General features: G+C 65.6%; 20 protein-coding genes. 2 read left to right on the top strand and 18 right to left on the bottom strand.

The genetic code is table 11. The features are described from left to right. Nucleotides 1-38: 38 nt before the first annotated feature. The 10 genes from bamA to dnaE form a co-directional block, all read right to left on the bottom strand. Nucleotides 39-2,408 (bottom strand): outer membrane protein assembly factor BamA, encoded by a 2,370-nt coding sequence (bamA, locus tag ACYX4S_RS09510; protein WP_476362729.1) that lies wholly within the window; start codon nucleotides 2,406-2,408, stop codon nucleotides 39-41. Between the two features lie 178 nt (nucleotides 2,409-2,586). Further along, on the bottom strand, nucleotides 2,587-3,723 hold the full coding sequence (gene rseP / locus ACYX4S_RS09515; RefSeq protein WP_476362730.1) for an RIP metalloprotease RseP: 1,137 nt from the start codon (nucleotides 3,721-3,723) through the stop codon (nucleotides 2,587-2,589). 70 nt (nucleotides 3,724-3,793) lie between these two features. Beyond that, complete coding sequence (dxr, locus tag ACYX4S_RS09520) at nucleotides 3,794-5,041, bottom strand: 1-deoxy-D-xylulose-5-phosphate reductoisomerase (protein WP_476362731.1); 1,248 nt, start codon at nucleotides 5,039-5,041, stop codon at nucleotides 3,794-3,796. A 3-nt stretch (nucleotides 5,042-5,044) separates the two neighbouring features. Then, nucleotides 5,045-5,908 (bottom strand): phosphatidate cytidylyltransferase, encoded by an 864-nt coding sequence (locus tag ACYX4S_RS09525; protein ID WP_476362732.1) that lies wholly within the window; start codon nucleotides 5,906-5,908, stop codon nucleotides 5,045-5,047. Further along, complete coding sequence (locus tag ACYX4S_RS09530) at nucleotides 5,905-6,675, bottom strand: isoprenyl transferase (protein WP_476362733.1); 771 nt, start codon at nucleotides 6,673-6,675, stop codon at nucleotides 5,905-5,907. The genes ACYX4S_RS09525 and ACYX4S_RS09530 overlap by 4 nt, the downstream gene beginning before the upstream one ends. A 40-nt stretch (nucleotides 6,676-6,715) precedes the next feature. Further along, nucleotides 6,716-7,279: a ribosome recycling factor gene (gene frr / locus ACYX4S_RS09535; protein ID WP_293723191.1), complete on the bottom strand. Its 564-nt coding sequence runs from the start codon at nucleotides 7,277-7,279 to the stop codon at nucleotides 6,716-6,718. A 200-nt stretch (nucleotides 7,280-7,479) separates the two neighbouring features. After that, nucleotides 7,480-8,199, bottom strand: coding sequence for a UMP kinase (gene pyrH, locus ACYX4S_RS09540; protein WP_293723188.1), 720 nt, complete (start codon nucleotides 8,197-8,199; stop codon nucleotides 7,480-7,482). Nucleotides 8,200-8,335: 136 nt separating this feature from the next. Next, entirely contained in the window at nucleotides 8,336-9,259 is a 924-nt protein-coding gene (tsf, locus tag ACYX4S_RS09545) for a translation elongation factor Ts (RefSeq protein WP_476362734.1), read from the bottom strand. Between the two features lie 120 nt (nucleotides 9,260-9,379). After that, nucleotides 9,380-10,192 carry a 30S ribosomal protein S2 gene (rpsB, locus tag ACYX4S_RS09550; protein WP_476362735.1) on the bottom strand — a complete coding sequence of 271 codons (813 nt, stop codon included), beginning with the start codon at nucleotides 10,190-10,192 and terminating at the stop codon, nucleotides 9,380-9,382. A 198-nt stretch (nucleotides 10,193-10,390) separates the two neighbouring features. Further along, the gene (dnaE, locus tag ACYX4S_RS09555) at nucleotides 10,391-13,831 is read right to left on the bottom strand and encodes a DNA polymerase III subunit alpha (RefSeq protein WP_476362736.1); all 3,441 of its coding nucleotides are present in this window, start codon (nucleotides 13,829-13,831) and stop codon (nucleotides 10,391-10,393) included. Nucleotides 13,832-14,418: 587 nt separating this feature from the next. Here dnaE and ACYX4S_RS09560 point away from each other — a divergent pair. After that, the gene (locus tag ACYX4S_RS09560) at nucleotides 14,419-14,730 is read left to right on the top strand and encodes a DMT family transporter (protein ID WP_293723180.1); all 312 of its coding nucleotides are present in this window, start codon (nucleotides 14,419-14,421) and stop codon (nucleotides 14,728-14,730) included. A 309-nt stretch (nucleotides 14,731-15,039) separates the two neighbouring features. Here ACYX4S_RS09560 and ACYX4S_RS09565 read toward each other — a convergent pair whose 3' ends face one another. From ACYX4S_RS09565 to ACYX4S_RS09580, 4 genes are all read right to left on the bottom strand, one after another. After that, the gene (locus ACYX4S_RS09565; protein ID WP_476362737.1) at nucleotides 15,040-15,756 is read right to left on the bottom strand and encodes an ABC transporter ATP-binding protein; all 717 of its coding nucleotides are present in this window, start codon (nucleotides 15,754-15,756) and stop codon (nucleotides 15,040-15,042) included. A 5-nt stretch (nucleotides 15,757-15,761) separates the two neighbouring features. Further along, nucleotides 15,762-17,051, bottom strand: coding sequence for a lipoprotein-releasing ABC transporter permease subunit (locus ACYX4S_RS09570; RefSeq protein WP_476362738.1), 1,290 nt, complete (start codon nucleotides 17,049-17,051; stop codon nucleotides 15,762-15,764). An 83-nt stretch (nucleotides 17,052-17,134) separates the two neighbouring features. After that, nucleotides 17,135-18,463: a proline--tRNA ligase gene (proS, locus tag ACYX4S_RS09575; RefSeq protein WP_476362739.1), complete on the bottom strand. Its 1,329-nt coding sequence runs from the start codon at nucleotides 18,461-18,463 to the stop codon at nucleotides 17,135-17,137. Between the two features lie 672 nt (nucleotides 18,464-19,135). Further along, nucleotides 19,136-19,798, bottom strand: coding sequence for a hypothetical protein (locus ACYX4S_RS09580; RefSeq protein WP_476362740.1), 663 nt, complete (start codon nucleotides 19,796-19,798; stop codon nucleotides 19,136-19,138). Nucleotides 19,799-19,919: 121 nt separating this feature from the next. On the opposite strand from ACYX4S_RS09580, the gene trmFO reads away from it, so the two are divergent. Further along, on the top strand, nucleotides 19,920-21,329 hold the full coding sequence (gene trmFO / locus ACYX4S_RS09585; RefSeq protein ID WP_476362741.1) for a methylenetetrahydrofolate--tRNA-(uracil(54)-C(5))-methyltransferase (FADH(2)-oxidizing) TrmFO: 1,410 nt from the start codon (nucleotides 19,920-19,922) through the stop codon (nucleotides 21,327-21,329). Between the two features lie 39 nt (nucleotides 21,330-21,368). Here the strand turns inward: trmFO and ACYX4S_RS09590 are convergent, their stop codons facing one another. The 4 genes from ACYX4S_RS09590 to secF all read right to left on the bottom strand — a co-directional run bounded on the left by ACYX4S_RS09590 (nucleotide 21,369) and on the right by secF (nucleotide 25,743). After that, nucleotides 21,369-23,336 carry a mechanosensitive ion channel family protein gene (locus tag ACYX4S_RS09590; protein ID WP_476362742.1) on the bottom strand — a complete coding sequence of 656 codons (1,968 nt, stop codon included), beginning with the start codon at nucleotides 23,334-23,336 and terminating at the stop codon, nucleotides 21,369-21,371. Between the two features lie 107 nt (nucleotides 23,337-23,443). Continuing rightward, on the bottom strand, nucleotides 23,444-24,316 hold the full coding sequence (locus tag ACYX4S_RS09595; protein WP_422068625.1) for a phytoene/squalene synthase family protein: 873 nt from the start codon (nucleotides 24,314-24,316) through the stop codon (nucleotides 23,444-23,446). A gap of 27 nt (nucleotides 24,317-24,343) precedes the next feature. Continuing rightward, nucleotides 24,344-24,742, bottom strand: coding sequence for an Mth938-like domain-containing protein (locus ACYX4S_RS09600; RefSeq protein ID WP_476362743.1), 399 nt, complete (start codon nucleotides 24,740-24,742; stop codon nucleotides 24,344-24,346). A 35-nt stretch (nucleotides 24,743-24,777) separates the two neighbouring features. Beyond that, the gene (secF, locus tag ACYX4S_RS09605) at nucleotides 24,778-25,743 is read right to left on the bottom strand and encodes a protein translocase subunit SecF (RefSeq protein ID WP_476362744.1); all 966 of its coding nucleotides are present in this window, start codon (nucleotides 25,741-25,743) and stop codon (nucleotides 24,778-24,780) included. Between the last annotated feature and the right edge of the window lie 13 nt (nucleotides 25,744-25,756).

Here is a 25,756-nt window from a genome sequence, read left to right on the forward strand (position 1 = left end):
GTGCGGCGGCCGGGGTTCATGTCGCGGCGGCGACCTCGTCAGAAGCGCGTGCCGCCACCAATGCGGAAGACCTGCGTGCGGTCGCCGGTCTGCTTGATGATCGGCCAGGCGAAGTCGGCGCGCAGCGGACCGAACGGGGAGGCCCACTTGACGCCGAAACCGGCCGACAGGCGGGGATCGAAGCCATCGGACAGGACCTGGCCGGCCGGCTGGGAGCCACCGCAACCGTTCGCGACAACCACGCAGTTGGCGATCGCCGGATCCGTGTTCCACACGGAGCCGAAGTCGGTGAAGACGGCGCCGCTCAGACCAAGCTCCTTGGGCAGACCGAAGATCGGGAACTCGGCCTCGAGGTTAGCATGCATGTACCAGCGGCCACCGAGTGCATCGCCCGTGGTCGAGTCACGCGGGCCGATGCCCTGAGGCTCGAAGCCGCGCAGCCACACATCGTTGTGCTGGAACTGCTCCGAGGCGCGCAGCGACTTGCCCGCAATGCCGGTGATGTAACCACCACCCAGGCGGGCGATACCGATGACGCCCCACTCCGGCAGGAGCTCCTTGTAGGCCCGCGCATCGACCGTGGTCGAAATGTAGCGCGAGTCGCCACCAAGACCGGCAAACTCCTGGCCGAAGCTGGCGTAGAAGCCGTCGCGCGGATTCGTGCGGCTGTCACGGGTGTCATAGACCAGCGAGTAGCCGATCGCCGAGGTCAGGTTGTGTCCGAGCGAGGACATGAGACCGTTGGAGAGCGACGTGTTCTTCTGCTGCAGATCCTGGTCGAACACACGGTAGACTAGGTTCAGGCGCAGTTCGTCATCGCGAAGCGGAAGACCGAAACCGATGGATCCGCCGGTCGTGGTGAGATCGTAGTTGCGGTAGTCGTTCTTCTCGTAGGCGCGACGGTAGGCGTCGAGCGAGAGCGAGATACGGCGACCGAGGAAATACGGCTCGGTGAACGCGAACTCGTAGGACTGGGTCGAGGTGCCGCCGGCGATGCGGGCGCGCACGAACTGACCACGGCCGAGGAAGTTCTTCTCCTGGATGGTCACGTCGCCGATGACGCCGTCCGACGTGGAGTAACCCACACCGAAGCCGACCTCACCCGTGGGCTGCTCGACCACGTCGACGTTGACGATGATCTTGTCCGGCGAGCTGCCGCGCTCGGTGGTGATACGCACGTCCTTGAAGAACTGCAGGTCCTTCAGCCGGCGCTCGGCCTTGTCGATGAGAACGCGGTTGAACGCGTCGCCCTCGGCCAGATCGAACTCGCGACGGATGACGTACTCGCGGGTACGGTCGTTGCCGCGCACGTTGATGCGCTCGACATACACACGAGGACCTTCCTCGATGTAGTAGGTCAGCGAGATCGTGCGGTTCTCGTAGTCGCGCTCGGCGCGGGGACGGATCTGCGCGAAGGCATAACCCTGACGCGAGACGTCGAGGGTCAGATCCTCGAGCGACTTCTCGACCTCGAGCGAGGAATAGGTGTCACCCGGATCAGTGCGCAGCTTGCGGCGCAATTCCTCGGGATCCACATCCTGCAGCGTCGTCTGGAGATCGATATCGCCGTAGGTGTACTGTTCACCCTCTTCCACAGTGAACGTCACATAGAAGACGTTCTCCTCGCGGTCGAGGTCGGCCACCGCCGACACGATGCGGAAATCCGCATAGCCGTGGCGGTAGTAGAACTGGCGCAGAAGCTCCTGGTCGGCATCGAGCCGGTCGGGATCGAAGTTGTCGGTGGTGCGCAGGAAGCTCAGCAGACCGCTCTGGCGCGTGCGGACGACATCGCGAAGACGCCCGTCGCTGAACTTGGTGTTGCCGATGAACGTGATGCGCTCGATGCCGGTGCGATCACCCTCGTTGATCTCGAACACGAGATCGACACGGTTGTTCGAGCGGGAGATGATCTTCGGCTCGACGGTCGCGCGATAGCGACCGGAGCGACGATAGGCCTCCAGCACGTTCTGGACGTCCGACTGAACCTTGGCACGGGTCAGCATCGAGCGCTCCTGGGTGCGCACGACACCCTCGAGCGTCTTGTCGGACAGGCGTTTGTTGCCCTCGAAGGAGATCCGGTTGACCATCGGATTCTCGACTACGGTGACAACAAGGGTTCCGCCCTGCTGCGAAATCTTGACGTCCTCGAACAGACCCGTTGCGAAGAGGGTCTTGAGGGACTCGTCGACATCCGCCGGGCCGTAGCGGCGCCCTCGCGAAATGGTCAGGTAGCTCTCGACCGTCGACGCCTCGATGCGGGTGTTGCCCCGGACCTCGATCCGGTTCGCAACCGCGGCCTCGGCCTGGGAAACACCGATGACCGGCAGCGACGCCGGAATCACAGGCATCACGCCGCCCATCAGGGCCGACACCAGGAGCGTTTTGGTCAGTTTGTGCCTACGCTGCATAAAAACGCTTCGCTTTCGTTTTTTCCGCGAGGACCGGAACACGCCGGAAACGCGTCAGTTTCGGTCCAGATTCTTTATATCCGTCAGTCGTTTTACAGGCTTTTCCCGCAGACGCAACCGCCGAGACCAGCCCCTCCGTCTTTCCGCCCCGATCGTTGCACCCGGGACACGCTTGGTCTCAAAGAGACGTCAGCCGCACCATGTCGTTCCAGGTCGCGAAGACCATGAGAAACAGCACGATGGCGATTCCCACCCGGAAACCGTACTCCTGCACGCGCTCGCTCAGCGGCTTGCCGCGCAGGGCCTCGGCGGCATAGAACAACAGGTGCCCGCCATCAAGCATGGGGATCGGCAGGAGGTTCAGCAGACCGATGCTGATCGACAGAACCGCCGTCAGGTTGATGAGCGCCGCGATTCCAAGCGTCGCCACCTGGCCGGAGATCTGCGCCACGCGGATCGGACCGCCGAGTTGGTCGGCGGATTCGCGTCCCGTCACCACGCGCGACAGATAGCCGGCCGTGCGGGTGACGACGAACCAGGTTTCCTTCACTCCCTCGCCCACGGCTTCCAGCGGACCGAAGTGACGGGTGACGACGTCATCGGCACTCGGGGAGCGGCTCACACCCAGAAGGCCCACGCTCTGCACATTGCCGAAACGGTCGGTGATCTCCTCGCGGCGCGGCGTGACGTCCAGCGTCACGCGCTCGCCTCCCCGGTCGACCTCCATGGAGAGCGTCTGGCCGGCATGGAAGCTGATGATCCGCTGCAGGTCCGTGAAGGTCTGGATCGGCTCCCCGTCGATGCCCACGACAAGGTCTCCCGGCGCCAGACCGGCCTCGGCCGCTGCGCTGTCGGGCTTCACCGCGTCCACGCGGGCGCTGATGTCGGACCGCCCCAGCGTGCCGAAGAGCACCGAGAAGATGACAATGGCGAGAATGAAATTGGCGATGGGGCCGGCCGCGACGATGGCCGCGCGACGCGCGACCGACTTGGCCTGGAAGGCCCCTGCCCGCTCTTCCTCGGACATGGCGGCCAGCGCCTCGTTGTCCGGCACGCTCGCCTCGTTCTCGTCACCGGCGAACTTCACGTAGCCGCCGAGCGGAATGGCGGAAAGCTTCCAGCGGGTGCCATGGCGATCGTTGCGACCGAAGAGCTCGGGACCGAAACCGACCGAAAATGCCGTGACGCGCACGCCGCACCAGCGCGCAACGAGGAAGTGCCCGAGCTCGTGGAAGAACACCACGACCGTCAGGACAAAGAGAAACGGCAGGAGATACCCCGCAGCCGATCCGAAGAGCGATCCGATCAGTTCCATTTCCACTCCCAAGTCGCCCGACAGTGTCGTGCGGGTACGTTAACAAGCGGTTCGCGGCCGTTTCACGACATCACCCGGCGTTTGCCGCCTCCGCCAGAGAGCCGGCGACCTCGCGCGCGCGCCGGTCCGTCTCCAGCACGTCCGCGACATCCCCGGGCGCGGCAAGCGCTCCGGCAGCGTCAAGCCGCTCGAGCGTCTGCTCCGCACGCGCGGCAATGTCGAGAAACCCGATCCGCCCGGCCAGGAACGCGGCGACGAGCACCTCGTCGGCCGCATTCAGGGCCGCGGTCGCGGCCGTCCCGAGCTCCAGCGCCTCACGCGCGAGCCGGAGGGCGGGAAAGCGAACGGGATCCGGCGCCTCGAAGGTGAGCGTTGCCAATGCGGCGAGATCAAGGCGTTCGCACGGGGTCTCCATGCGGCGGGGCCAGGCAAGGCAGTGCGCGATGGGCGCGCGCATGTCCGGCGGACCGAGTTGGGCCAGAACCGAACCGTCCCGGTAATGCACCATGCCATGCACGATGGACTGCGGGTGAACCAGAACGTCGATGCGATCCAGCGGCAGCGCGAAGAGATGGCGGGCCTCGATGATCTCGAAGCCCTTGTTCATCATCGTGGCGCTGTCGATGGAAATGCGGGCGCCCATGCTCCAGTTGGGATGACGCAGCGCGCGCTCCGGCGTCACGTCGCGCATCTCGTCCAGCGAAAGGGTGCGGAACGGACCGCCGGAGGCGGTGAGCGTCAGCGTCTCTATCTGGTCGAAGTTCTGCCGCTCGAAGACCTGGAAGATCGCGCTGTGCTCCGAATCGACCGGAAGAATGCGAGCGCCTCCCCGCCGCGCGGCGTCGAGGAAAAGCTCGCCCGCACACACGAGGCATTCCTTGTTGGCAAGCGCGATCGTGGTGCCCCGCCGCGCCGCCTCGAGCGTCGGGCGCAGACCGGCCGCCCCGACGATGGCGGCCACCATCATGTCCGCCGGGCGCGCCGCCGCCTCGACAACGGCTTCCTCGCCGGCGGCGACGGTCACCGATGTTCCGGCAAGAGCCTCGCGCAAGGCTTCCAGACCGCCCGGATCAGCAATCACGGCATGGCGGGCGCCGACGCGCAGCGCGGCCCGCGCCAGGACCTCGGCATTGCTGCCGCCGGCAACCACGTCGACCTCGAAGGCCTCCGGCGCACGGGTGACGAGATCGAGCGTGCTCGCGCCGATCGACCCGGTGGCGCCGAAGACCGAAAGGCGCAGCGGTCGGTCGCGGACAGGCACAGGTTCGCCGGCCGCGCCGACAGCCGGCGCGCCCGTCATGTCCGGTTCGCGGGTCACGGTCTAGAGTCCTTTCATCTGCACCAGAACGGCGGCCGGATCGAGCATCGGCGCGCCGAGCGCAAGCGCCAGCGCGTAGCCCAGGATGGCGGCGCCGACAAGTCCGTCGATGCGGTCCATGACACCACCGTGACCGGGAATGATGCGGCCGGAATCCTTGACGCCGAAGCGCCGCTTGAGCGCGGATTCAAACAGGTCCCCCAACTGGGAGAAGATCGACAGCAGGCCGGACGCGACAACCCAGGCAAGCGGCGAGGAAACACCGCCGGCAAGCGCCACGCCATACCCCGCGACAAGAGCGGCCAGAAAACCGCCGACGGCCCCACTCCAGGTCTTCCCCGGCGACACGCGGCGCCAGAGCTTCGGACCGCCGAGACGCCGCCCGACGAAATAGGCCGCGATATCGGTCACCCAGACGACGAGGAACAGGAAGAGAATCAGCAACGCCCCGAAATGCCCCTCGCGCACGAGGACGAGCACGATACCCGTCAGGCCGGAATACAGGACGCCGAGCGACACCCAGCGTTCGGGCGCGCGCCCGAACGCAAGCCCCGCCAGGAACACGACCGCCGCCAGGGCAAACAGCAGCGCCAATGCCCAGGGCACCAGGGACATCATGGCAAGGACAAGGGTGGCCAGAACGCCGGCGTGGGAGAAGGCCGCGAGCACATAAGCGTTGCCGGCGCCAACGATCACCGACCACTCGCGCAGAAGAAGCATGGCGCACAGGGCCGCCAGGACCGCGAAGGGCCAGCCGCCCAGCCAGATCACGGCCAGTGCAAGGGGAACGAGAAGGGCCGCGGACGCGACCCGAAGCACCAGTTCGCTGGGCCCCTGTCCGCCTTCGCGTCCGGCGGGCGGGGTCATCTCGCCACTTTCGCGGACAGTGCGCCAAAGCGGCGGTCACGCGCGGCAAAGGATGCGAACGCCGCATCCAGCGCCGCCTCGTCGAAATCGGGCCAGTGCAGTTCGGAGAAATAGAATTCGGCGTAGGCCACCTGCCACAACAGGAAGTTGGACAGGCGCTGTTCGCCGCTGGTCCGGATCACGAGATCGGGATCGGGCAGCGCGGCGGTGTCCAGACGCGCCCCCAGGCTCGCCTCGTTCACGTCGTCCAGCGCCAGCGCACCGGAAGCGACCTCCTCCGCAAGCTTGCGCGCCGCGCGCGCGATCTCGTTGCGCGCGCCGTAGTTGAACGCGACGACGAGGGTCATGCCGGTGTTGTCACGGGTAAGCGCCTCGCCCTCCTCGATGAGGCCGAGAATGCGCGGCTCAAGGCCCTCGCGCTCGCCGATCATGGTCACCCGCACGTTCTGGCGGTGGATCTCGGCAAGGTCACGTCGCACGAACCGCTCGAGAAGGGTCATGAGAAACCCAACCTCGGCGGCCGGGCGGTTCCAGTTCTCGGAGGAGAAGCTGAAGATGGTGAGGCATTCGACGCCGCGCTTCGCGCTGTGGCTGACGATGCGCCGCAGCGCCGCCACCCCGGCGCGGTGCCCTTCGGTGCGCGGCAGGCCGCGGGAGAGAGCCCACCGGCCGTTGCCATCCATGATCACGGCGACATGACGCGGCACGCCGTGCCGCGCGTCCGCTTCCGCCGCCGCGGAGGCGTCCATATCTGCCGTCACCGTCATAGATCGCTCCTTCCCCGGGCCCCCACCCTCCATCAAGGCCTCAGACCTGGGAGATTTCCTGTTCCTTCCTTGCGAGGATCTGGTCGATCTCGGCGATCATCTCGTCGGTCATCTTCTGGACGCGATCGGACGCGACGCGGCTGTCGTCCTCGCTCATGTCGCCATCCTTCTCGAGCTTCTTCAGCTTGTCCATGCCGTCGCGGCGAACATGGCGCACGGCCACCTTGGACTGCTCCGCATACTTGTGCGCGATCTTGATGAGATCCTTGCGGCGCTCCTCGTTGAGCTCGGGGATCGGAAGACGCAGGTTGGTGCCGTCGACGACCGGGTTGAGACCCAGATTCGAATCGCGGATGGCGCGCTCGACCTTGCCGACCATCGTCTTGTCCCAGACCGCCACGGAGATCATGCGCGGCTCGGGAACGCTCACGGTAGCAACCTGGTTGAGCGGCATCTGCGAGCCGTAGGCCTCGACCGTGACCGGATCCAGCATGTTGGCCGAGGCACGGCCGGTGCGCAGGCCCGCCAGATCGGTCTTCAGCGACGTGAGAGCACCCGTCATGCGGCGCTCGAGATCCGCGTAGTCCAGCTCCTGGTCGGCCATTGTCCTGTCTCCGATTGTCTTTGGTTCGCGACGCCCCGCCCCGGGGACGTGGTCTCGTTGCGTCTTATTTCCATGACGGACGGGGGAAACGCAAGCGGTTCCCGACCTCAAGAGGCCTCAGGCGCAGGTTGCCCCCAAACGGAACCCCACAAAGTCTGACCGTCCTCGCGCAAGGGCAAGGCCAGCGTCGCCGCTTGCTCCTAGTCGGAGATGACCGTGTAACGGCCGACCCCGTTCATCACGTCGACAAGCGCGCCGGGCGTGCGGATCGAGAAGACGATCACCGGAATGGCGTTGTCGCGGGCGAGCGCGATCGCCGTCGCGTCCATAACCTTGAGATCGCGGCCAAGCACCTCGCCCGGCGTCAGCGTCTCGTAGCGCTCGGCGTCCGGCACCTTCTTGGGATCGTCGGAGTAGACGCCGTCGACGCTCGTGCCCTTGAGGAAGGCATCGCAGCGCATTTCAGCCGCGCGAAGGGCCGCGCCGCTGTCGGTGGTGAAGAAGGGATTGCCCGTGCCGCCGGCGAAGACGATCACGTCGCCATCCTCCATGTAGCGCTCGGCGCTGCGCTGGGTGAAGGTCTCGCAGATGGAGGGCACCGGCACGGCGGACAGAACGCGGGCCGGAACCCCGAGCCGGCGCAGGGCGTCGGCGAGCGTCAGCGAGTTCATGACGGTGGCCAGCATGCCCATGTGGTCACCGGTCACGCGATTGCCGCCCTTGGCGGCCACGGCCACGCCGCGGAAGATGTTGCCGCCGCCAACCACGACGCCGACCTGGGCTCCGAGGCTGACCGCCTCGGCAATTTCCTTGGCCACCCGGCCCACCGTCTCGGGATCGATCCCGAAGTCCTGGGAACCCATGAGCGCCTCACCCGAAAGTTTCACGAGCACGCGCCGCCAGCGAAGTTTTCTCGACATTGTTTTCTCGCCGTTATGGTTGTCTTGCGGGGCCGCCGGGCACCCGGCATGGCAAAACGGCCGCGGATGCCCCCAGCCGTCTCCCCACAGAAAAAAGGCGCCGGTTTGACCGGCGCCCGATTTTTGCTGATTGGGCTTAGTTGCCCACCGCCGCCGCGACTTCCGCGGCGAAATCCGTCTCTTCCTTCTCGATGCCCTCGCCGAGAGCAAAGCGGACGAAGCCGACGAGCTTCACCGGGCTGCCCAGATCCTTGGCGAAAGCCTCGACGGCCTGCTCGACGGTCTTGTCCGGATCCATGACGAAAGCCTGCTTGGTCAGCGTGACTTCCTCATAGAACTTGCGGATGCGGCCCTCGACCATCTTCTCGATGATGTTGTCCGGCTTGCCCGACTCGCGCGCCTGCTCGGAGAAGATCTGGCGCTCGCGGTCCACGACCTCCGGGTCGAGATCCTCGACACCCAGCGACAGCGGGTTGGTGGCAGCGACATGCATCGCGATCTTGCGGCCGAACGTGTTGACCGCCTCGGCATCGCCCTCGGACTCCATGGCGACCAGCACGCCGATCTTGCCCAGGCCCTCGGCGATCGAGCCGTGGACGTAGGACGCGACCGCGCCCTTGGAAACGGCCAGCGTCGCGGTGCGGCGCAGCGACATGTTCTCGCCGATGGTCGCGATCGCTTCCTTGATCTCGCCCTCGACGGTCTTGTCGCTGCCCGGGAACGAAGCGGCGGCAAGCGCCTCGACGTCGCCGTCCACGGAGAGAGCCGCCTTGGACGTACCGGCGACCAGGGCCTGGAAGGCCTCGTTGCGGGCCACGAAGTCGGTCTCGGAGTTCAGCTCGACGACGGCAGCCTTGGCGCCCTCGGAGGCCACACCGACCAGACCCTCGGCCGCGACGCGACCGGCCTTCTTGGCCGCCTTGGCGAGACCCTTGGTCCGCAGCCAGTCGATGGCCGCTTCCATGTCGCCGTTGTTCTCGGTCAGGGCTGCCTTGCAGTCCATCATGCCCGCGCCGGTCTTCTCGCGGAGCTCCTTCACCATTGCAGCGGTAATGCTCATAAGTCGCCTCGTTGACGGGTGTTCACCCCGGCAGGCTTAGCCGAGGCCTCACGTAAGGTTTATGACAGGACGTCCGAGGGACGGCAGCCGGCAGAAATTTTCCGCCGGCGCCAACCATCTTTACTGAGCCTGTGCAGGCGCCTCTTCGGCAGCCGCAGCAGGCACTTCCTCGGCGGGCGTCTCGGCCTCGAGGGCCGGCTCCAGCGGAGCCTCCTCGGCGGCGCCGACGTCCAGGCCCATGCCACCCTGGGCACGCGAGATGCCGTCGATGGCGGCGCGCGCGATCAGGTCGCAGTACAGCGCGATGGCGCGGCCGGCGTCGTCATTGCCCGGAACCGGGTAGTCGATGCCGTCCGGATCGCAGTTCGAATCGACGATCGCGGCGACCGGAATGCCGAGACGGCGCGCTTCCTGAATCGCGATGGCCTCGCGATTCGTGTCAATCACGAAGATCAGGTCCGGCAGGCCGCCCATGTCCTTGATGCCGCCGAGGTTGCGCTCGAGCTTCTCGCGCTCACGATCGAGGAACAGGCGCTCCTTCTTCGTCAGACCGGCCGGGTTGCTCAGGGTCTCCTCGACCTTGCGCAGGCGCTGGATCGACTGGGAGATGGTCTTCCAGTTGGTCAGCATGCCGCCAAGCCAGCGGGCGTTGACGTGGTACTGGGCCGAACGGCGGGCCGACTCGGCAACCGCTTCCTGCGCCTGGCGCTTGGTACCGACGATCAGCACGCGGCCACCGGCTGCGACCTTGTCCGACACCGCCTTCAGAGCCTGGTGCATCAGCGGCACGGTCTGGGCGAGGTCGAGAATGTGGATGTTGTTGCGGACGCCGAAGATATAGGGACCCATCTTCGGGTTCCAGCGGTGCTTCTGGTGGCCGAAGTGGACGCCGGCTTCCAGCAGCTGGCGCATCGTGAACTCGGGCAGGGCCATGGCCTTGCTTCTCCTGGTTTTTCCGGTTGTACCTCCGCAGGGAGTGCCCTCGCTCGCGCGCCGACACCGGATGGACCCCGTCCGTGACGAAAACCGAACCCTGCGTGTGGAATGCGCGCGTTATAGTCGCCGCCGCGCCACAAGACAAGCCCGCAAACCGCCCGAATTCACGCCTTTTCGAAACAAGATGCCGCAACGTCAGGCAAGTTCGACGTTCACCACGCCCGGAATCGTCTTCATCGCGCCGGCCAGTTGCGGCGTCAGGCGGAAGCCGCCGGGGAGCTTAACCTCCACCTCGCGACGTCCGTCCTCGAGCAGCACGACCACGCTCACCTCGCCCTCCCCGCGCTCGCCCAGGTGACGCGGAAGGCGGCGGGCCGCGTCCATGCCCTGCAGGAACACCGTGAGGCTCTGCTGGACGCGGGAGGCCTCCTCCTCCAGCGGTCGCACCGACTGGATCCGCAGGCTCGGCTCATCGTCGCGCATGTCGGCGCCGACCAGCAGCACCACCGAGCGCCCCGGCTCGACTGCGTCGCGGAACTGCGCCAGCGCCTCGGAGAACAGCAGCGCCTCATACTGGCCCGTCGGGTCCGACAGGCGCACGATGCCCATGCGGTTGCCGGACCGGGTCTTGCGCTCCTGGCGCGACAGCACGGTGCCGGCCAGCCGGCCCGCGCTTGCCCCCTGCTTCACGGCCTGCGCGAACTCGTTCCACATCTGCACGCGCATCCGCTGCAGGAGCGGCATGTAGGCGTCGAGCGGATGGGCGGAGAGATAGAAGCCGATCGCCCCCTGTTCGCGCTGGAGTTGCTCCTCGGCAAGCCAGGCGTCCGTCTCCGGCAGATGCACGTGCTCGCCCGCCGGCCCGCCGCCGAACATATCGTTCTGACCGCTGATCGCCTGTTCCTCGGTGCGCTGCGCAACGCCGATGATGCGGTCGATGCCGGCGACCACCCGGGCGCGGTTCTTCTCCAGCGCGTCGAAGGCGCCCGCATTGATAAGGCTTTCGAGGATGCGCTTGTTGAGCTGTTTGGCGCTGACCCGGCTGGCGAAGTCCCCGAGGCTTGCAAAGGGCTTGTCGCCGCGCATCTCGATAATGTGCTCGACGGCGCCCTCGCCAACCCCCTTGATCGCGCCCATCGCGTAGCGCACCGCGCCGTCCTCCACCGTGAAGTGCACGCCGGAGCGGTTGACGCAGGGCGGCAGCACCTCGATCCCCATGCGCTTCGCCTCGACGCAGAAGTCGGACAGCTTGTCGGTGTTGCCGAGATCGAGGGTCATGGACGCGGCCATGAACTCGACCGGGTGGTTCGCCTTCAGCCAGGCCGTGTGATACGAGACGAGCGCATAGGCGGCGGCGTGCGACTTGTTGAAGCCGTAGTTGGCGAACTTGGCCACCAGGTCGAAGATCGTGCCCGCCTGCCCCTTGTCGACGCCGCGCTCGACGGCACCGTCGACGAAGCGGGCGCGCTGCACCTCCATCTCGGCGGCGATCTTCTTGCCCATGGCGCGGCGCAGCAGGTCGGCTTCGCCGAGCGAGTAGCCCGACAGCACCTGGGCGATCTGCATCACCTGCTCCTGGTAGACGATGATGCCGTTCGTCTCCTTCAGGATCGGCTCCAGGAGCGGATGAAGATAATCCGCCTCCTGCTCGCCATGCTTGACCGCGTTGTAGACCGGGATGTTGTCCATCGGGCCCGGCCGGTACAGCGCCACCAGCGCGATGATGTCCTCGAAACGGTCGGGCTTCATGCCGGCGATGGCACGCCGCATGCCCTGACTTTCAAGCTGGAACACACCGACCGTCTCGCCGGCGGCGAGCAGGCGGTACGTCGCCGGGTCGTCCATGGGCAGGCCGGCCATGTCGACCGTGATCCCCTTGTCGGCGATGAGCTTGACCGCCGTGTCGATCACCGTCAGCGTCTTCAGGCCGAGAAAGTCGAACTTCACCAGCCCGGCCTGTTCGACCCACTTCATGTTGAACTGGGCGACGGGCATGTCGGAGCGCGGATCGCGATAGAGCGGCACGAGCTGCTCCAGCGGCCGGTCGCCGATCACCACGCCAGCGGCATGGGTCGAGGCGTGGCGGTAGAGCCCCTCGAGCTTCTGCGCCATCCTCAAAAGGCGAGCGACCGTCTCGTCGTCGTCGCGCGCCTCCTGGAGACGCGGCTCGTCCCGGATCGCCTGCTCGAGCGTCACCTGCTGCCCCGGCGCCGCCGGCACCATCTTGGACAGGCGGTCGACCTGGCCATAGGGCATCTGCAGGACGCGACCGACGTCGCGCAGCACGGCCCGCGCCTGGAGCGTTCCGAAGGTGATGATCTGCGCCACCTGCGCGCGACCGTACTTCTCCTGGACGTAGCGGATGACCTCTTCGCGCCGGTTCTGGCAGAAATCGATGTCGAAATCCGGCATCGAGACGCGCTCGGGATTAAGAAATCGCTCGAACAGAAGCGCATAACGCATTGGATCGAGGTCGGTAATGGTCAACGACCATGCGACGAGCGAACCCGCACCGGAGCCGCGGCCCGGCCCGACGGGAATGTCATGCGCCTTTGCCCACTTGATGAAGTCGGCAACGATGAGGAAGTAGCCGGGGAAGCGCATCCGCTCGATGATGCCGAGCTCGTAGTCGAGACGCTTCCAGTAGTCCTCCTCGGGCGTGTCCGGCGAGGTGCCATGCTGGTCGAGACGGTTCTTCAGGCCCTCGCGCGCCTGACGCTGAAGCTCGGCAACCTCGGCGGCGAACACGGCCTCGGGATCCTCCGAGGCGCCGGCGAACTGCGGCAGGATCGGCTTGCGCTTGAGCGGACGGGTGGTGCAGCGGCGCGCGATCTCGACGCTGGAGGCGAGCGCCTCCGGCACGTCGGAGAACAGCTCCATCATCTCCGCGCGGGTCTTGAAGCGGTGCTCCGCCGTCAGCCGGCGCCGGTCGTCCTCGGCGATCACCCGGCTTTCGGAAATGCAGATCAGCGCGTCATGCGCCTCGTAGTCGTCGGCGGTGGCGAAGAAAGGCTCGTTGGTCGCCACCAGAGGAACGCCGAGATCATAGGCGGCGGCCACCATTCCGGCCTCGCTTGCCGCCTCCTCCGGCGTGCCGTGGCGCTGGATCTCCAGATAGAGCCTGTCGCCAAAGCCCTCCCGCAGGCGGCTCAGCCGCGCGTGCGCCTTGTCGGCATCGCCCGCGATCACGGCCTGGCCGATCGGCCCGAGCGCCCCGCCGGTCAGCAGGATCACGCCGGCAGCGTGATCGCACAGCCGGTCAATCGTGACATGGGCCCGCACGGCCGGATCGGTATCGAGATAGGCCCGGCTGACGATGTCCATGAGATTGGCGTAACCGTCATCATCGGCCGCCAGCAGCACCACCTCGCCGAGATGTACCGTTTCGCGCCCGCGCTTCACGCCGCCGTCGAGAAAGTCGACCGGGATCTGCACGCCGACAACGGGCTGGATACCGGCGCCCCAGGCCTTCTCGGAGAATTCGAGGGCGCCGAAGAGATTGGCCGTGTCCGTGACCGCGATGGCTGGTTGCCGGTCGCCCTTGGCAAGGTCGATCAGCTTGCCGAGCGGCAGCGCACCCTCAAGCAGGGAATAGGCCGAGTGGGTTCTGAGATGGACGAAGCCGACGTCTTCCATGGGCTGCACCGGAACGGGAGAGGACAGGGGCCGGGCGCGACTGACCGCGCCACGACCGACAGCCTGCCAGTCTTGTCCCTCAAGGCCCGCGAGTCGACATCAACCCACCCTTGGTCCCCCGCAAATCGCCCCCGGCCCCTCCTCCTGTGGAAGACGGAGCGCCCGCATGCTCATGCAGACCGCGAAGCGAACGCGCAAACCCGACACACCTCAGGCGGTTGCCAGCTCCACGATGACATTGCCCCAGACAAGCACCGTCACGGTGAAGACGGACAGGGCGCCAAAGGCAACAACATCCTGAATATTCTCGATGATTTCGTCGAACATGGCAGGTCTCCCCTTGCTCCGGCCTTCCGATGAAATTCATAATGTTCATGTTTTGTTCTTTTTGCAAGCCCCCTTCACACAAGGCGGATAGAGAGCGCCGCCTCATGGTGAACGGAGCGTAAATGCCTGAGGGCCGCCGATTGGCCGCGTGAAACCGGCTTGAACTCTTCGCGGCCCCGCCCCACCTTGGCGCGCATCAGAGGACGACCTCCCCGCAATGGGCAAATTCGCCGGGACGACCCGGCAGAGGGGGGATGGTCATGTCCTGGATCTTTCTTGTCGCCGCCGGTCTGCTGGAAGTCGTCTGGGCCTTCGCGATGAAACAGTCCGAAGGGTTCACCCGCCTGCCCGCAACGCTGGTCATGCTTGTCGCCATGGCCGGGTCCTTCGGCCTGCTGACGCTTGCCATGCGCAACCTCCCCCTCGGCACCGCCTACATGATCTGGACCGGCATCGGTGCGGTGGGCGCCTTTGCCGCCGGAGTCTGGCTCCTGGGGGAAGACCTTTCTCTCCAGCGACTGATCGCGGCCGGACTGATCGTCGCCGGCATGGTGACGATGAAGCTCTCCTGAAGCTGGTCCCGGGATGTGAGAAAGTGAGTCCGTCTTTCCGGACAAATCGCTGAACGGGAATCGTTTTCAGCGTTCAAGGTCTCCCGTCAGGCGGAGCTCGTCTTCACAAACCGATTCAACACGGGAGCAACGTCCGCAAGGAGTCGTGACAGGCGCTTGAGCGCGACCATTCGGAAAGTGATTCCACCAGCGCTCGCAAAGCCTTGAAAAAGAGAGGCTTTCGCCGGGTCGGCGATCTCGGGCAAGACCAAACGCCAGCGTTGCCAGCCTTTTTGAAGGCCGGCAACGCCTCGTTTATGGGGCCACACCCTAGATCTCGACGACCTGCTGGTCGCGCAAGGTGATCCGGCGATCCATGCGCGCGGCGAGCTCCATGTTGTGGGTCGCAATCAGCGCCGCGAGGCCCGATGCGCGCACGAGCGCCACCAGTGCCTCGAATACATAGGACGACGTCGTCGGATCAAGGTTTCCGGTCGGCTCGTCCGCCAGGAGGATACTGGGCGCATTGGCAACCGCGCGCGCGATGGCCACGCGCTGCTGCTCGCCGCCCGAAAGCTCCGAGGGGCGATGCTCGGCACGCGCGCCGAGGCGCATGTAGTCGAGAAGCTGGCTCGCGCGGGTGCGGGCCTCGCTCTTCTCCAGCCCGCGAATGAGCTGCGGCATCATCAGGTTCTCCAGCGCGGTGAACTCCGGCAGGAGGTGATGAAACTGATAGACGAAGCCGATCTTGGTACGACGGATCCGGGTCCGCTCGGCATCCGGTAGCGCCCCGCACTCGACGCCATCGATATAGATCTCGCCGCTGTCGGGCCGCTCGAGCAGGCCGGCGATGTGCAGCAGGGTCGACTTGCCCGCGCCCGACGGCGCGACAAGGGCCACGACCTCACCGGGATGCAGGGCCAGATTGGCATTGGAGAGAATATCCAGACGCCCCTCTCCCTCGCGAAAGCCGCGGGAGATGCCGGCAAGCACCAGCGGCAGGCCACCGGGGGCGGAATCGGTCGGATGAGAGCTGGAAGCGGACATGGTCGTCATTCGTAGCGCAGCGCCTCGACCGGATCGAGCCGGGCGGCGCGCCAGGCCGGATAGAGGGTCGCAAGCAGCGACAGCACCATGGCCATCACCACGACGGACATCGTCTCGCCCGTGTCCATGTCGGCGGGCAGACGGCTGAGGAAATAGAGCTCCGGCGAGAAGAGCTCGGTGCGCGTCATCCAGGAAATCGCCTGGCGGATGCTCTCGATGTTGAGACAGACGACGAAGCCGAGCACGAAGCCGGCCAGCGTGCCGACGATGCCGATGCTGGCGCCTGTGATGACGAAGACGCGCATGATCGCCCCGCGCGTCGCACCCATGGTGCGCAGGATGGCGATGTCGCGCCCCTTGTCCTTCACCAGCATCGTCATGCCGGAAATGATGTTGAGCGCCGCCACGAGCACGATCAGCGTCAGGATGATGAACATCACGTTCCGCTCCACCTCGAGCGCGGAGAAGAAGGTGACGTTGCGCTGCCGCCAGTCGGTGACGAAGGTCGGCCTGCCGGCGCCCTCCTCCACCTTCGGCCGGAGCGTGCCGACGGAATCGGGATCGTCGGTGAACACCTCTATGCCGGTGACGATCCCTTCCTGGTTGAAATAGAGTTGCGCCTCGTTGAGCGGCATGAAGGCCATCGTGCCGTCATACTCGGACATGCCGATCTCGAAGACGGCCGTCACGGGATAGGCCTTCACGCGCGGCGTGACGCCGAGCGCGGTCACATTGCCGTTCGGAGAGATCACGCGAACCAGATCGCCTACCGAGACGCCGAGCTGGCGGGCGAGCCGCGTTCCGATGGCGATGCCGTTGGAGGAATCGAAATTGTCGAAGGTGCCGGTGCGCACGTTGCCGGAGACCAGCGGAAGCTTGCGAAGGTCGGTCTCGCGCACACCGCGCACCAGCGCGCCGAGAGACCCCGCCGGGCCGCTGACCAGCACCTGCCCCTCGATGAAGGGCATGGCGAACTTCACGCCGTCCAGATTCTCAAGACGTGCTGCCACCGCGTCATAGTCGTCGAGCTCGCTGCCGATCGGCTGCACGAGCAGGTGACCGTTGATGCCAAGGATCTTGGTCAGGAGCTCGGCGCGAAAGCCGTTCATCACCGCCATGACGATGATGAGCGTGGCAACGCCCAGCATGATGCCGAGGAAGGAGAAGCCCGCGATGACCGAAATGAACGTCTCGCGCCGGCGGGAGCGCAGATAGCGCCCGGCAAGCATCCATTCGAAGCCGGCAAAGGGGCGCGTGTCGCCCTTTCGCTGCGTGGCTTTGGCGCCTGCGCTCATTCCCGCTCCTTCACCCGGACAGCTCCCTCATTCAGGCGCGCCCGCCCGCCGCATGACGACGACGCGGGCGAATCCCCAGCCCATCAGCCCGCGAGGTCGGACACCAGCCGATTGACCGCTTCTTGCGGCGAAAGCGTGACGCGCTCGCCGCTCGCACGGTTCTTCAGCTCCACGACTCCGTCCTTCAGGCCGCGGGGACCGACGATAAGCTGCCACGGCAGGCCGATGAGGTCCATGCTCGCGAACTTGGCGCCCGCGCGCGTGTCGACATCATCCACAAGCACATCGAGACCGGCGGCCCCGAGCTGGCTTTCCAGGTCGTCGCAGGCCGTGTCCGTCGCCTCGTCGCCGGGCTTCAGATTGACGATGCCGACGTGGAACGGCGCGACCGAGGCCGGCCAGATGATGCCCGCCTCGTCGTGATGGGCCTCGATGATCGCGCCCAGAAGACGGGACACGCCGACACCATAGGAGCCCATGTGCACGGGAACCTCGACACCGTCCGGCCCCGTGACCTTTGCGCCCATGGGCTCGGAGTACTTGGTGCCGAAATAGAAGATGTGCCCCACCTCGATGCCGCGCGCGGACATGCGCGCCTCCTCGGCGACCTCGCCGTAGGCCGCCTCGTCGTGCATCTCGTCGGTCGCCGCATACGGCGTGGTCCAAGCCTCGATGACCGGGCTGAGATCGGCGGAAAAGTCCGTGTCCTCGCCGGGAATCGGCAGGTCCAGGATCGCCTTGTCGCAGAAGACCTCGCTCTCGCCGGTGGCGGCCAGGATGATGAACTCGTGGCTCATGTCGCCGCCGATGGGGCCGGTATCGGCCCGCATGGGAATGGCCTTCAGCCCCATCCGGGCAAAGGTGCGCAGATAGGCAACGAACATGCGGTTGTAGGCATGACGCGCGCCCTCCTTGTCCAGATCGAAGGAATAGGCATCCTTCATCAGGAATTCGCGGCCGCGCATCACGCCGAAGCGGGGGCGCACCTCGTCCCGGAACTTCCACTGGATGTGATAGAGGTTGAGCGGCAGGTCGCGGTAGCTCTTCACCGACGCGCGGAAGATGTCGGTGACCATTTCCTCGTTGGTCGGACCAAAGAGCATGTCGCGCTCGTGGCGGTCGGTGATGCGCAGCATCTCCTTGCCGTAGGCATCATACCGCCCGCTTTCGCGCCACAGGTCCGCCGGCTGAACGGTCGGCATGAGCAGCTCGAGCGCACCGGCGCGATTCTGCTCCTGACGCACGATCTCCTCGATCTTCTTCAGCACGCGCAGCCCCATGGGCAGCCACGCATAGATGCCCGCCGTCTCCTGGCGGATCATGCCGGCGCGCAACATGAGCCGGTGCGACACGATCTCGGCCTCTTTCGGCGTCTCCTTGAGAATGGGCAGGAAATATCGGGACAGTCGCATGAAGAAACACTCGATGATTGGGCGGCACGCGGCAGGTTGCCGCTCCGGCATGGCACGGCGCGCAGGGCGTCCGCAATGTTCCGGCAGTCAAAGCGCAAGCCGGGGCAAAACACAAGACCTGCCGTGCGCCGGGGCACGCTCAATCCAGCCAAACCCGCACCACATCGGGATGCCACGCACCCGCCGCAAGTGGGCGAACGCAAAAAAAATGGGCTCGCCTTGCACAAAATGGTGACAAGCCCAAGACATTGGGGTAATGTCCAGCCTCATAAGAAGACAAGTCGTCGCAAGACAAGAGCTTGTCGAACAACGGACTTCGCGGTCTGAGTCTTGGGAGGAAGCACCTTCTGGCGCACCTTAGGGTCGCAGCCCGTCAAACAGATCTAAAAGTCATTTGACGAATGAAGGTATGATACGCGAAACCTGAAAAGGCAGGGTCTAGTACCCTGCCTTTTTTCTTTTCCCGGCCTCAAACATATCGTTCTTCATCGCATCCGATTACTTGCCCTTGCGTAATTTTCAAGTATGTCACACTTCCCTCTGCCCACCGGCAAGGCAGCGGCATCGGCTTTCAATTTCCGCAAAACGAACGCAGGACAGCCACTCGCACCGCCCCCGGCGCGGGCATTCAACCGCTCGAAACGGACCACCCGCCTTGCCTAGGGTGTGCCCCTAGCTGCGTGAGGCGAACCAGGCATCGAGCGGCTGCACGAGCGGCGGCTTGCCGTTGGCCTCGGGCCAGGAATCGATGGCCCAGGCCTTGCCGGACGCGGTCTCCCGCAGAACCGCCGTGGCATGGGGATAGCGACCATCCAGGAAGAAGCCGCGCGCCACCGGGCTGGTGACCTTGTGGTGCTTCAAAAAGCCCTTGCGCGCCGCGACGAGCAGAACGCTGGTCGTGTTGGTCGCCTCGTCTATGCAGTCCATCTGCCCCGGCACGCCCGCGTTGTGCAGGTCGTATCCGCCGATGTCGCCGCTGGAGCCCGCGACCGGGCCGATCTCCTTTTCCGACCACGAGATGAGGCGGGCGACCGCCTTGCGCTCAGCCTCCGGCGAAGCCGCGCCCGCCGCGAGAATCCGTTTCATGGTCGCCAGGCGCCGGGGCGTGAAGTCGAAGGCCGTTTTCCGGGCACAGCCGAAGGCATGACAAACGTAGATCCGCTCGCCCGCCGGCGCGACGCCGCCATGCGCCCCGTACCAGCCGACGGCCGGTCCACTCGCCTGGCCGGCACATCCGCCGAGCAGGAAACCCGCAACGACCAGGGCCGCCGGCGCGTGGGCGAAACGGCGCCGGTCGGCGCAGCGAACCGGTCTCAAGGGGCGAATCGTCATCATGGATCTCCAGCGTGACGTTCTTTATGGCCCGGCCGTTTGCCACACGGAAGAGGACGCGCTAAGTGACCGGCTCGAAACTCACCGGGGCGCGACAGGCGCTCCTTGCAGGGGATGACCAGACATGCAGCCCGTACACGTCGTCGGCGGCGGACTCGCCGGATCCGAGGCCGCGTGGCAGATCGCCCGGCGCGGCATTCCCGTCATTCTTCACGAGATGCGGCCGGTGCGCGGAACCGATGCCCACAAGACGGACGGCCTTGCCGAACTCGTCTGTTCCAACTCCTTCCGCTCGGACGATGCGGAACAGAATGCCGTCGGCCTGCTCCACGCGGAACTGCGCGACGCCGGCTCGCTCATCATGCGGTCGGCCGACGCTCATCAGGTGCCGGCGGGTGGCGCGCTCGCCGTGGACCGGGACGGGTTTTCCGACGCGGTGACGGCGGCCCTCGAGGCACACCCGCTCATCACCATCGAGCGCGGAGAGATCGCCGGACTGCCGCCCCGCGACTGGGACAGCGTCATCGTCGCGACGGGCCCCCTCACCTCGCCGGCACTCTCGGAGGCGATCCTTGCCGAAACGGGTGAGGACGCGCTCGCCTTCTTCGACGCCATTGCACCGATCCTCCATTTCGATTCGGTCGACTTCGACACCTGCTGGTTCCAGTCACGCTACGACAAGGTTGGTCCCGGCGGCTCGGGCAAGGACTACATCAACTGCCCGATGGACAAGGACCAGTACAACGCCTTCATCGACGCGCTGATCGCCGCGCCCAAGACCGAGTTCAAGGAGTGGGAGGAGAACACCCCCTACTTCGACGGCTGCCTGCCGATCGAGGTGATGGCGGAGCGTGGGCGCGAAACCCTGCGACACGGCCCGATGAAGCCGATGGGCCTGACGAACGCCCACAAGCCGGACCAGAAGCCCTATGCGGTCGTGCAGCTTCGCCAGGACAACGCGCTCGGCACGCTCTACAACATGGTCGGCTTCCAGACGAAGCTGCGTCACGGCGCCCAGCTCGAGGTGTTCAGGCAGATCCCGGGTCTGGAGGATGCCGTCTTCGCGCGCCTCGGCGGACTGCACCGCAACACCTTCCTGAACTCCCCGAAACTTCTGGATGCGACGCTGCGCCTCAAGGCCCGGCCCGCGCTGCGCTTCGCCGGGCAGATCACGGGCTGCGAGGGCTACGTGGAATCGGCGAGCGTCGGCTGCATGGCGGGACTGTTCGCCGCCGCCGAACGGCTGGGCACCGAGATTGCGCCCCCGCCTGCGACGACCGCCATGGGCGCACTGCTCGGCCACATCACCGGCGGTCACATCCTGCGTGACGAACCGGGTCCGAGGTCGTTCCAGCCGATGAACGTGAACTTCGGCCTTTTTCCACCGGTCGAGGCGCCGAAGGTCGACGCCGAGGGCAAGCGCATTCGCGGCAAGGACAAGTCCCGCGCCAAGAAGCGCGCCATGACCGATCGCGCGCGCGCGGACTTCGGCGCATGGATGCAGACGCTCGCCCTGCCCGAGAAAGCGGCCTGACATCACCTTCCCACGGTTTCTCCTTGCGATCCGGCGGCCTCAGGCCGCCGGCGCGTCCCGCGTGTCCGTCTGCTCACCGGGCCTGGGGCGGTCATCCGGATCGGGCAGCCCACCATCACGGCCAAGATAGGTGACATTGGCGGGAACCGCGAAGGCGGACCCGTTGGCGCGCACAATGTCGCCAATCCCGATCAGGAGTTCCTCCTGAAGGGACATGAACTCGGTCAGATCCGCGCTCATGACATAGGTGAACACGTCCAGATCGAGGGAATAGGTGCCGTATCCCGCGAAGGAGACACGCAGGGCCATCTGGTCGAGCACCCTCTCGTGGCCGATCAGGTATGTGCGCACCTGCTCGACAATGCGCAGCACCGCCGCCGGATCGGTCTCGTATCGCACGCCAAGGCGATGCTTGAACAAGAAGCGGTCGCGCCGGCTGAAGTTGACGATCTTGCGCTTGGCCAGGTCCGAGTTCGACACGGTGATCAGCGTGCGGTCGAGCGCCCGGATGCGGGTGGACCGAATGCCGATGGACTCGACCGTGCCAGAAAGCCCCTCGAACTCGCAGTACTCACCAACCCGCACCATGCGGTCGGCGTAGAGAATCACGCCGCCGATAAGATTTTCGAGTGTCGGCTGGGCAGCAAGGGCAACCGCCAGACCGCCGACGCCGAGGCCGGCGACGACGCCATAAACGGGAATGCCGATCTGGGTGGCCCCATAGCCGAGCAAAAAGACCGCAAGACAAAGACCGGCAAGGCGGAACGCAGACAACAACAGGCTGGAGTCGAGGCTCGTCGTGGGCACCGTCGGATTCTTCATCACCCAACTCGCGAGGAAGTCGACGGCCTGATACGCCAGCCAGGCAATCGCGGTCCACATGATCGCCTCGGACGCCGTGCCCACGACAATCATCGGTGCACCCGTGATGTTGACCTGCTGCTCAACGAGATAGCGGAAAGCCAGCACGGTCACGAAGAGAACGATCGGCTGCTGCATTCGGCGAAGGCGCCGACGAACATCAGACAGCGGCACCGCCCGCCAGCGGTTCCAGCGTTGCAGGAGGATTGGCAGGGACACTCCGAGTATCATCAGGATGCCAAGCGAGATCCATTGCCAGACCGCCTGATTGTAAAACTCATACCGAAGCCACGACGGACCGGCACGGATTACGTCGAACCAGCGCGGGGCAACGAGGTTGCCGGGCGTGTAGATGTAATAGGAATAGAGGTCCTCGCCATTGTCCGAGCGCGAGGGGAAGAGCTTCACCGAGTCATAGTCGGCGGGAATGCGGGCCACGGTCTCCTTGGAGATCAGATAGCGCACCTCTCCCTCTTCCTTGCCCACCTGGGCAATGACGAGGTCGGTTCCCGGCAGGGTCCAGCGCTGGGGAAGATTGGCGGCTTCGCTTGCATCCATGAAGGTGCCGGCCGCTTCGCCCGGAATGGAGGAAAGCTCCGGCATGTAGATCCGGTCGAGGATCTCGCGAAACTGCAGCACGATCTCCGTGCCGACGTTCCTGCGGGCGGTCTGGGGAATTTCCGAAAGGTCGAAGACATCACGCGCCTTCTGGATCAGAAGCCTGACGATCTGCAACCGACGTTCCTGCTCGTCATCGAGAAAGAACGTGCCGGCGGCATTGTACCGGTCGCGAACGTCGCGCCAGATCCGCTCCGCCTCGAACATGATGACGAGATAGCTTTCGAGAGTCGCGCGCGGGCTGGAGGTGTCCGGCGGTGCGATGGGATAGTCACGAAACAGCCGCTGCAGATCCGGAATGCGGCTCCTGATCTCCGATTCCACCGCTTTCGACGAATCGACCCCGCCTCCCATGAGGACACTTCGGTGCACAAGCCCTTCGCCACGAAGGGCCTGGGCGTTCGCACCACCCTGAAAAGACAGGGACAAAACGCAGGCGGTCACGATCATGGCACAGCTTACGCAGCGGTTCGCGCGTGTTGCACCCTTCGCCAGAACCTGGCGAGCGGTGCGGATAAAAGCTGACATGTTCCTGCCCCTCTGGATTGTCCCCGAAAATCAGGGCCAACCCTAGGAGGGAAACTTGAAACGCACGTTAAGGGACAGAAGATCGTCGACTTGCGGCAGGCGGATCGTCAGGCACCCGGAGCCTTTCGCGATGCCTGGCGGGCGGTGCGCCAGTATATCCACAGACGCTTCAGTCGCGACAATTGTGCCGGCCTGACAAAAGGCTGGTAGCCTGGCGCCTCGATCCGGTCGAGCAGCGGTTCGACGAGACATACGGGAAGAAAAGCCGGCGCGACAGGGCGCGAGACACAGCCGATTCTCGCGCGCGTCTCGGACAGATGCGCCCGGGCCCGTGCCGCGAGCTCTCCGATCGCCGCCTTGAGCGCAGGCGTCTCCTCTCCCGCGAACACGCTCTCGGGATCGACACCGTAGCGGTCCAGGATATCGGCCGGAAGGTACATTTGGCGCCGGCGCGCATGCCAGGGGAGCGCCCGCAGGAGACCGGTGATGGCATAGGCGACGCCGGCGTGACCGGCAGCCTCCGCCGTGCCGGGATCACGGCCACCGGCCAGAACGATGGCCGAGAGCTGGACAAGCGCCGAGGCGGTCTCGCCCGCATAGCCCTCCAGGTCGCCGACGCTCGGCATGGGATCGTCATAGAGGTCGAAGGTTCGCGCCTCGATAAGATCGAGGAATGGCTTCAGCGGAAGACCATAGCGCGCGATGACCTGCCTCAGCTCGCGGGCGACCGGGTGCTGGTCGGCATCGCCCCCCTCGGGAGCCTCGAGCGTGTCCCGCCACCACTGAAAGCGGATCTCGCCGGGCATGGGGTCGGAGACCAGTTCGCGGGTACGCGCGATCTCGCAGGAAAAGGCATAGATCGCCGCGACCGCCGAACGCTCCGGCTCGGGCACGAAGAGAAGCGACAGGTAGCGGTCGAAATCGAGGTCGCGCACCAGGGCGAGACAGTCGCCATCGGCAACGGCTGGGGACGTCTTCATTGCGGGGAACCTAGGGCCATTGCCGCATCAGTCCACCGCCAGAAGCACGGCCGCAACGGCCCTGTCCTCGGAAAGCAGCACGTTGTAGGTCCGCACCGCTGCGCCGGTCGTCATCGCGTCCGACATGATGCCCGCCTCGCGCAATGCCGTCTTAAGAGCGGACGGGATGCGCGCCGGCTCATCGCCGGCGCCGATCAGCAGCACCTCGATGTCGGCCACTTCCTGGAACACTCGCTCCAGCGCGTCGCCGTCGAGATCCGCCATGGAGGTGGCGGCAAACCCGTAGATACCGCTCGGCACGCACAGGAGCGATCCGCGATGGGACATGTCCGCAAAACGGAAGCCACCGTCACCATAGGCCTCTATCGGCGCGCGTCCCGGGAAATGCGCATCCCGGATCACGATGCCCTCGCCGCGTTTCGCCATTGCTCAAGCCTGCCTTCCGGTGCCGTTCTCCGCGCTCAGGCGGAGGCGGCACTCCCGCTCTTGCCCTTGCCCTTGGCGCTCTCGCCGCCCTCGTCGTCGCCCGCGATCTTTCCCGGACGCAGGTTGAGCAGGATCAGGAAGGGCGCGGCGAGGAAGATCGAGGAATAGGTGCCGATCACGATGCCGAAGATCATCGCCAGCGTGAAGGAGCGGATGACCTCGCCACCAAAGGTATAGAGCGCGAACAGCGCCAGAAGCGTCGTCAGCGAGGTCATGATCGTGCGCGACAGCATCTCGTTGATGGACCGGTCAAGAAGCTGCGGGAGCGGCATCTTCTTGTATCGCCGGAGGTTCTCGCGGATGCGATCGTAGACCACCACCGTATCGTTGAGCGAGTAGCCGATGATGGTCAGGATCGCCGCGATCGACGACAGCGAGAAATCAAGCTGCAACACCACGAAGAGACCGATGGTGACGACGATGTCGTTGATCGTGGTCAGGATCGCGCCGATGGCGAAATGCCATTCGAAGCGGAACCAGATGTAGAACATGATGACGATCAGCGAGGCGGCAACGGCGATCATGCCGGCCTGGGCCAGCTCGCCGGAGACGCGCGGCCCCACCACCTCGACGCGCCTGAAGTCGACGCTCTCGCCAAAGCTCTCGCGAACCGTGGACACGACGGCCTGCTGGGCCAGCTCGCCGCCCTCGGGCTGCTGCACGCGCACAAGAACCTCGTCGGGCGCACCGAACTGCTGCACCTGGACGTCGCCCAGATTGAGCGTTCCGAGCTGGGCGCGAATGCCGGCGATGTCGGCGGGCGACTCATGCGTCTTGAGCTCGAAGACCGTGCCGCCCTTGAAGTCGATGCCGAAGTTCAGACCGACGGAGAAGAACAGCGCGATCGACGCCAGGAACACGACCGCCGAAAAGGGGAACGACAGCACGCGCAGCCGCATGAAGCGGATGTTCGTCGATTCGGGGAGAAGTCTGAGAAGCATGTGTTTTTCCCCG

The sequence above is a fragment of the Stappia sp. ABD4_338 genome (assembly GCF_056312175.1).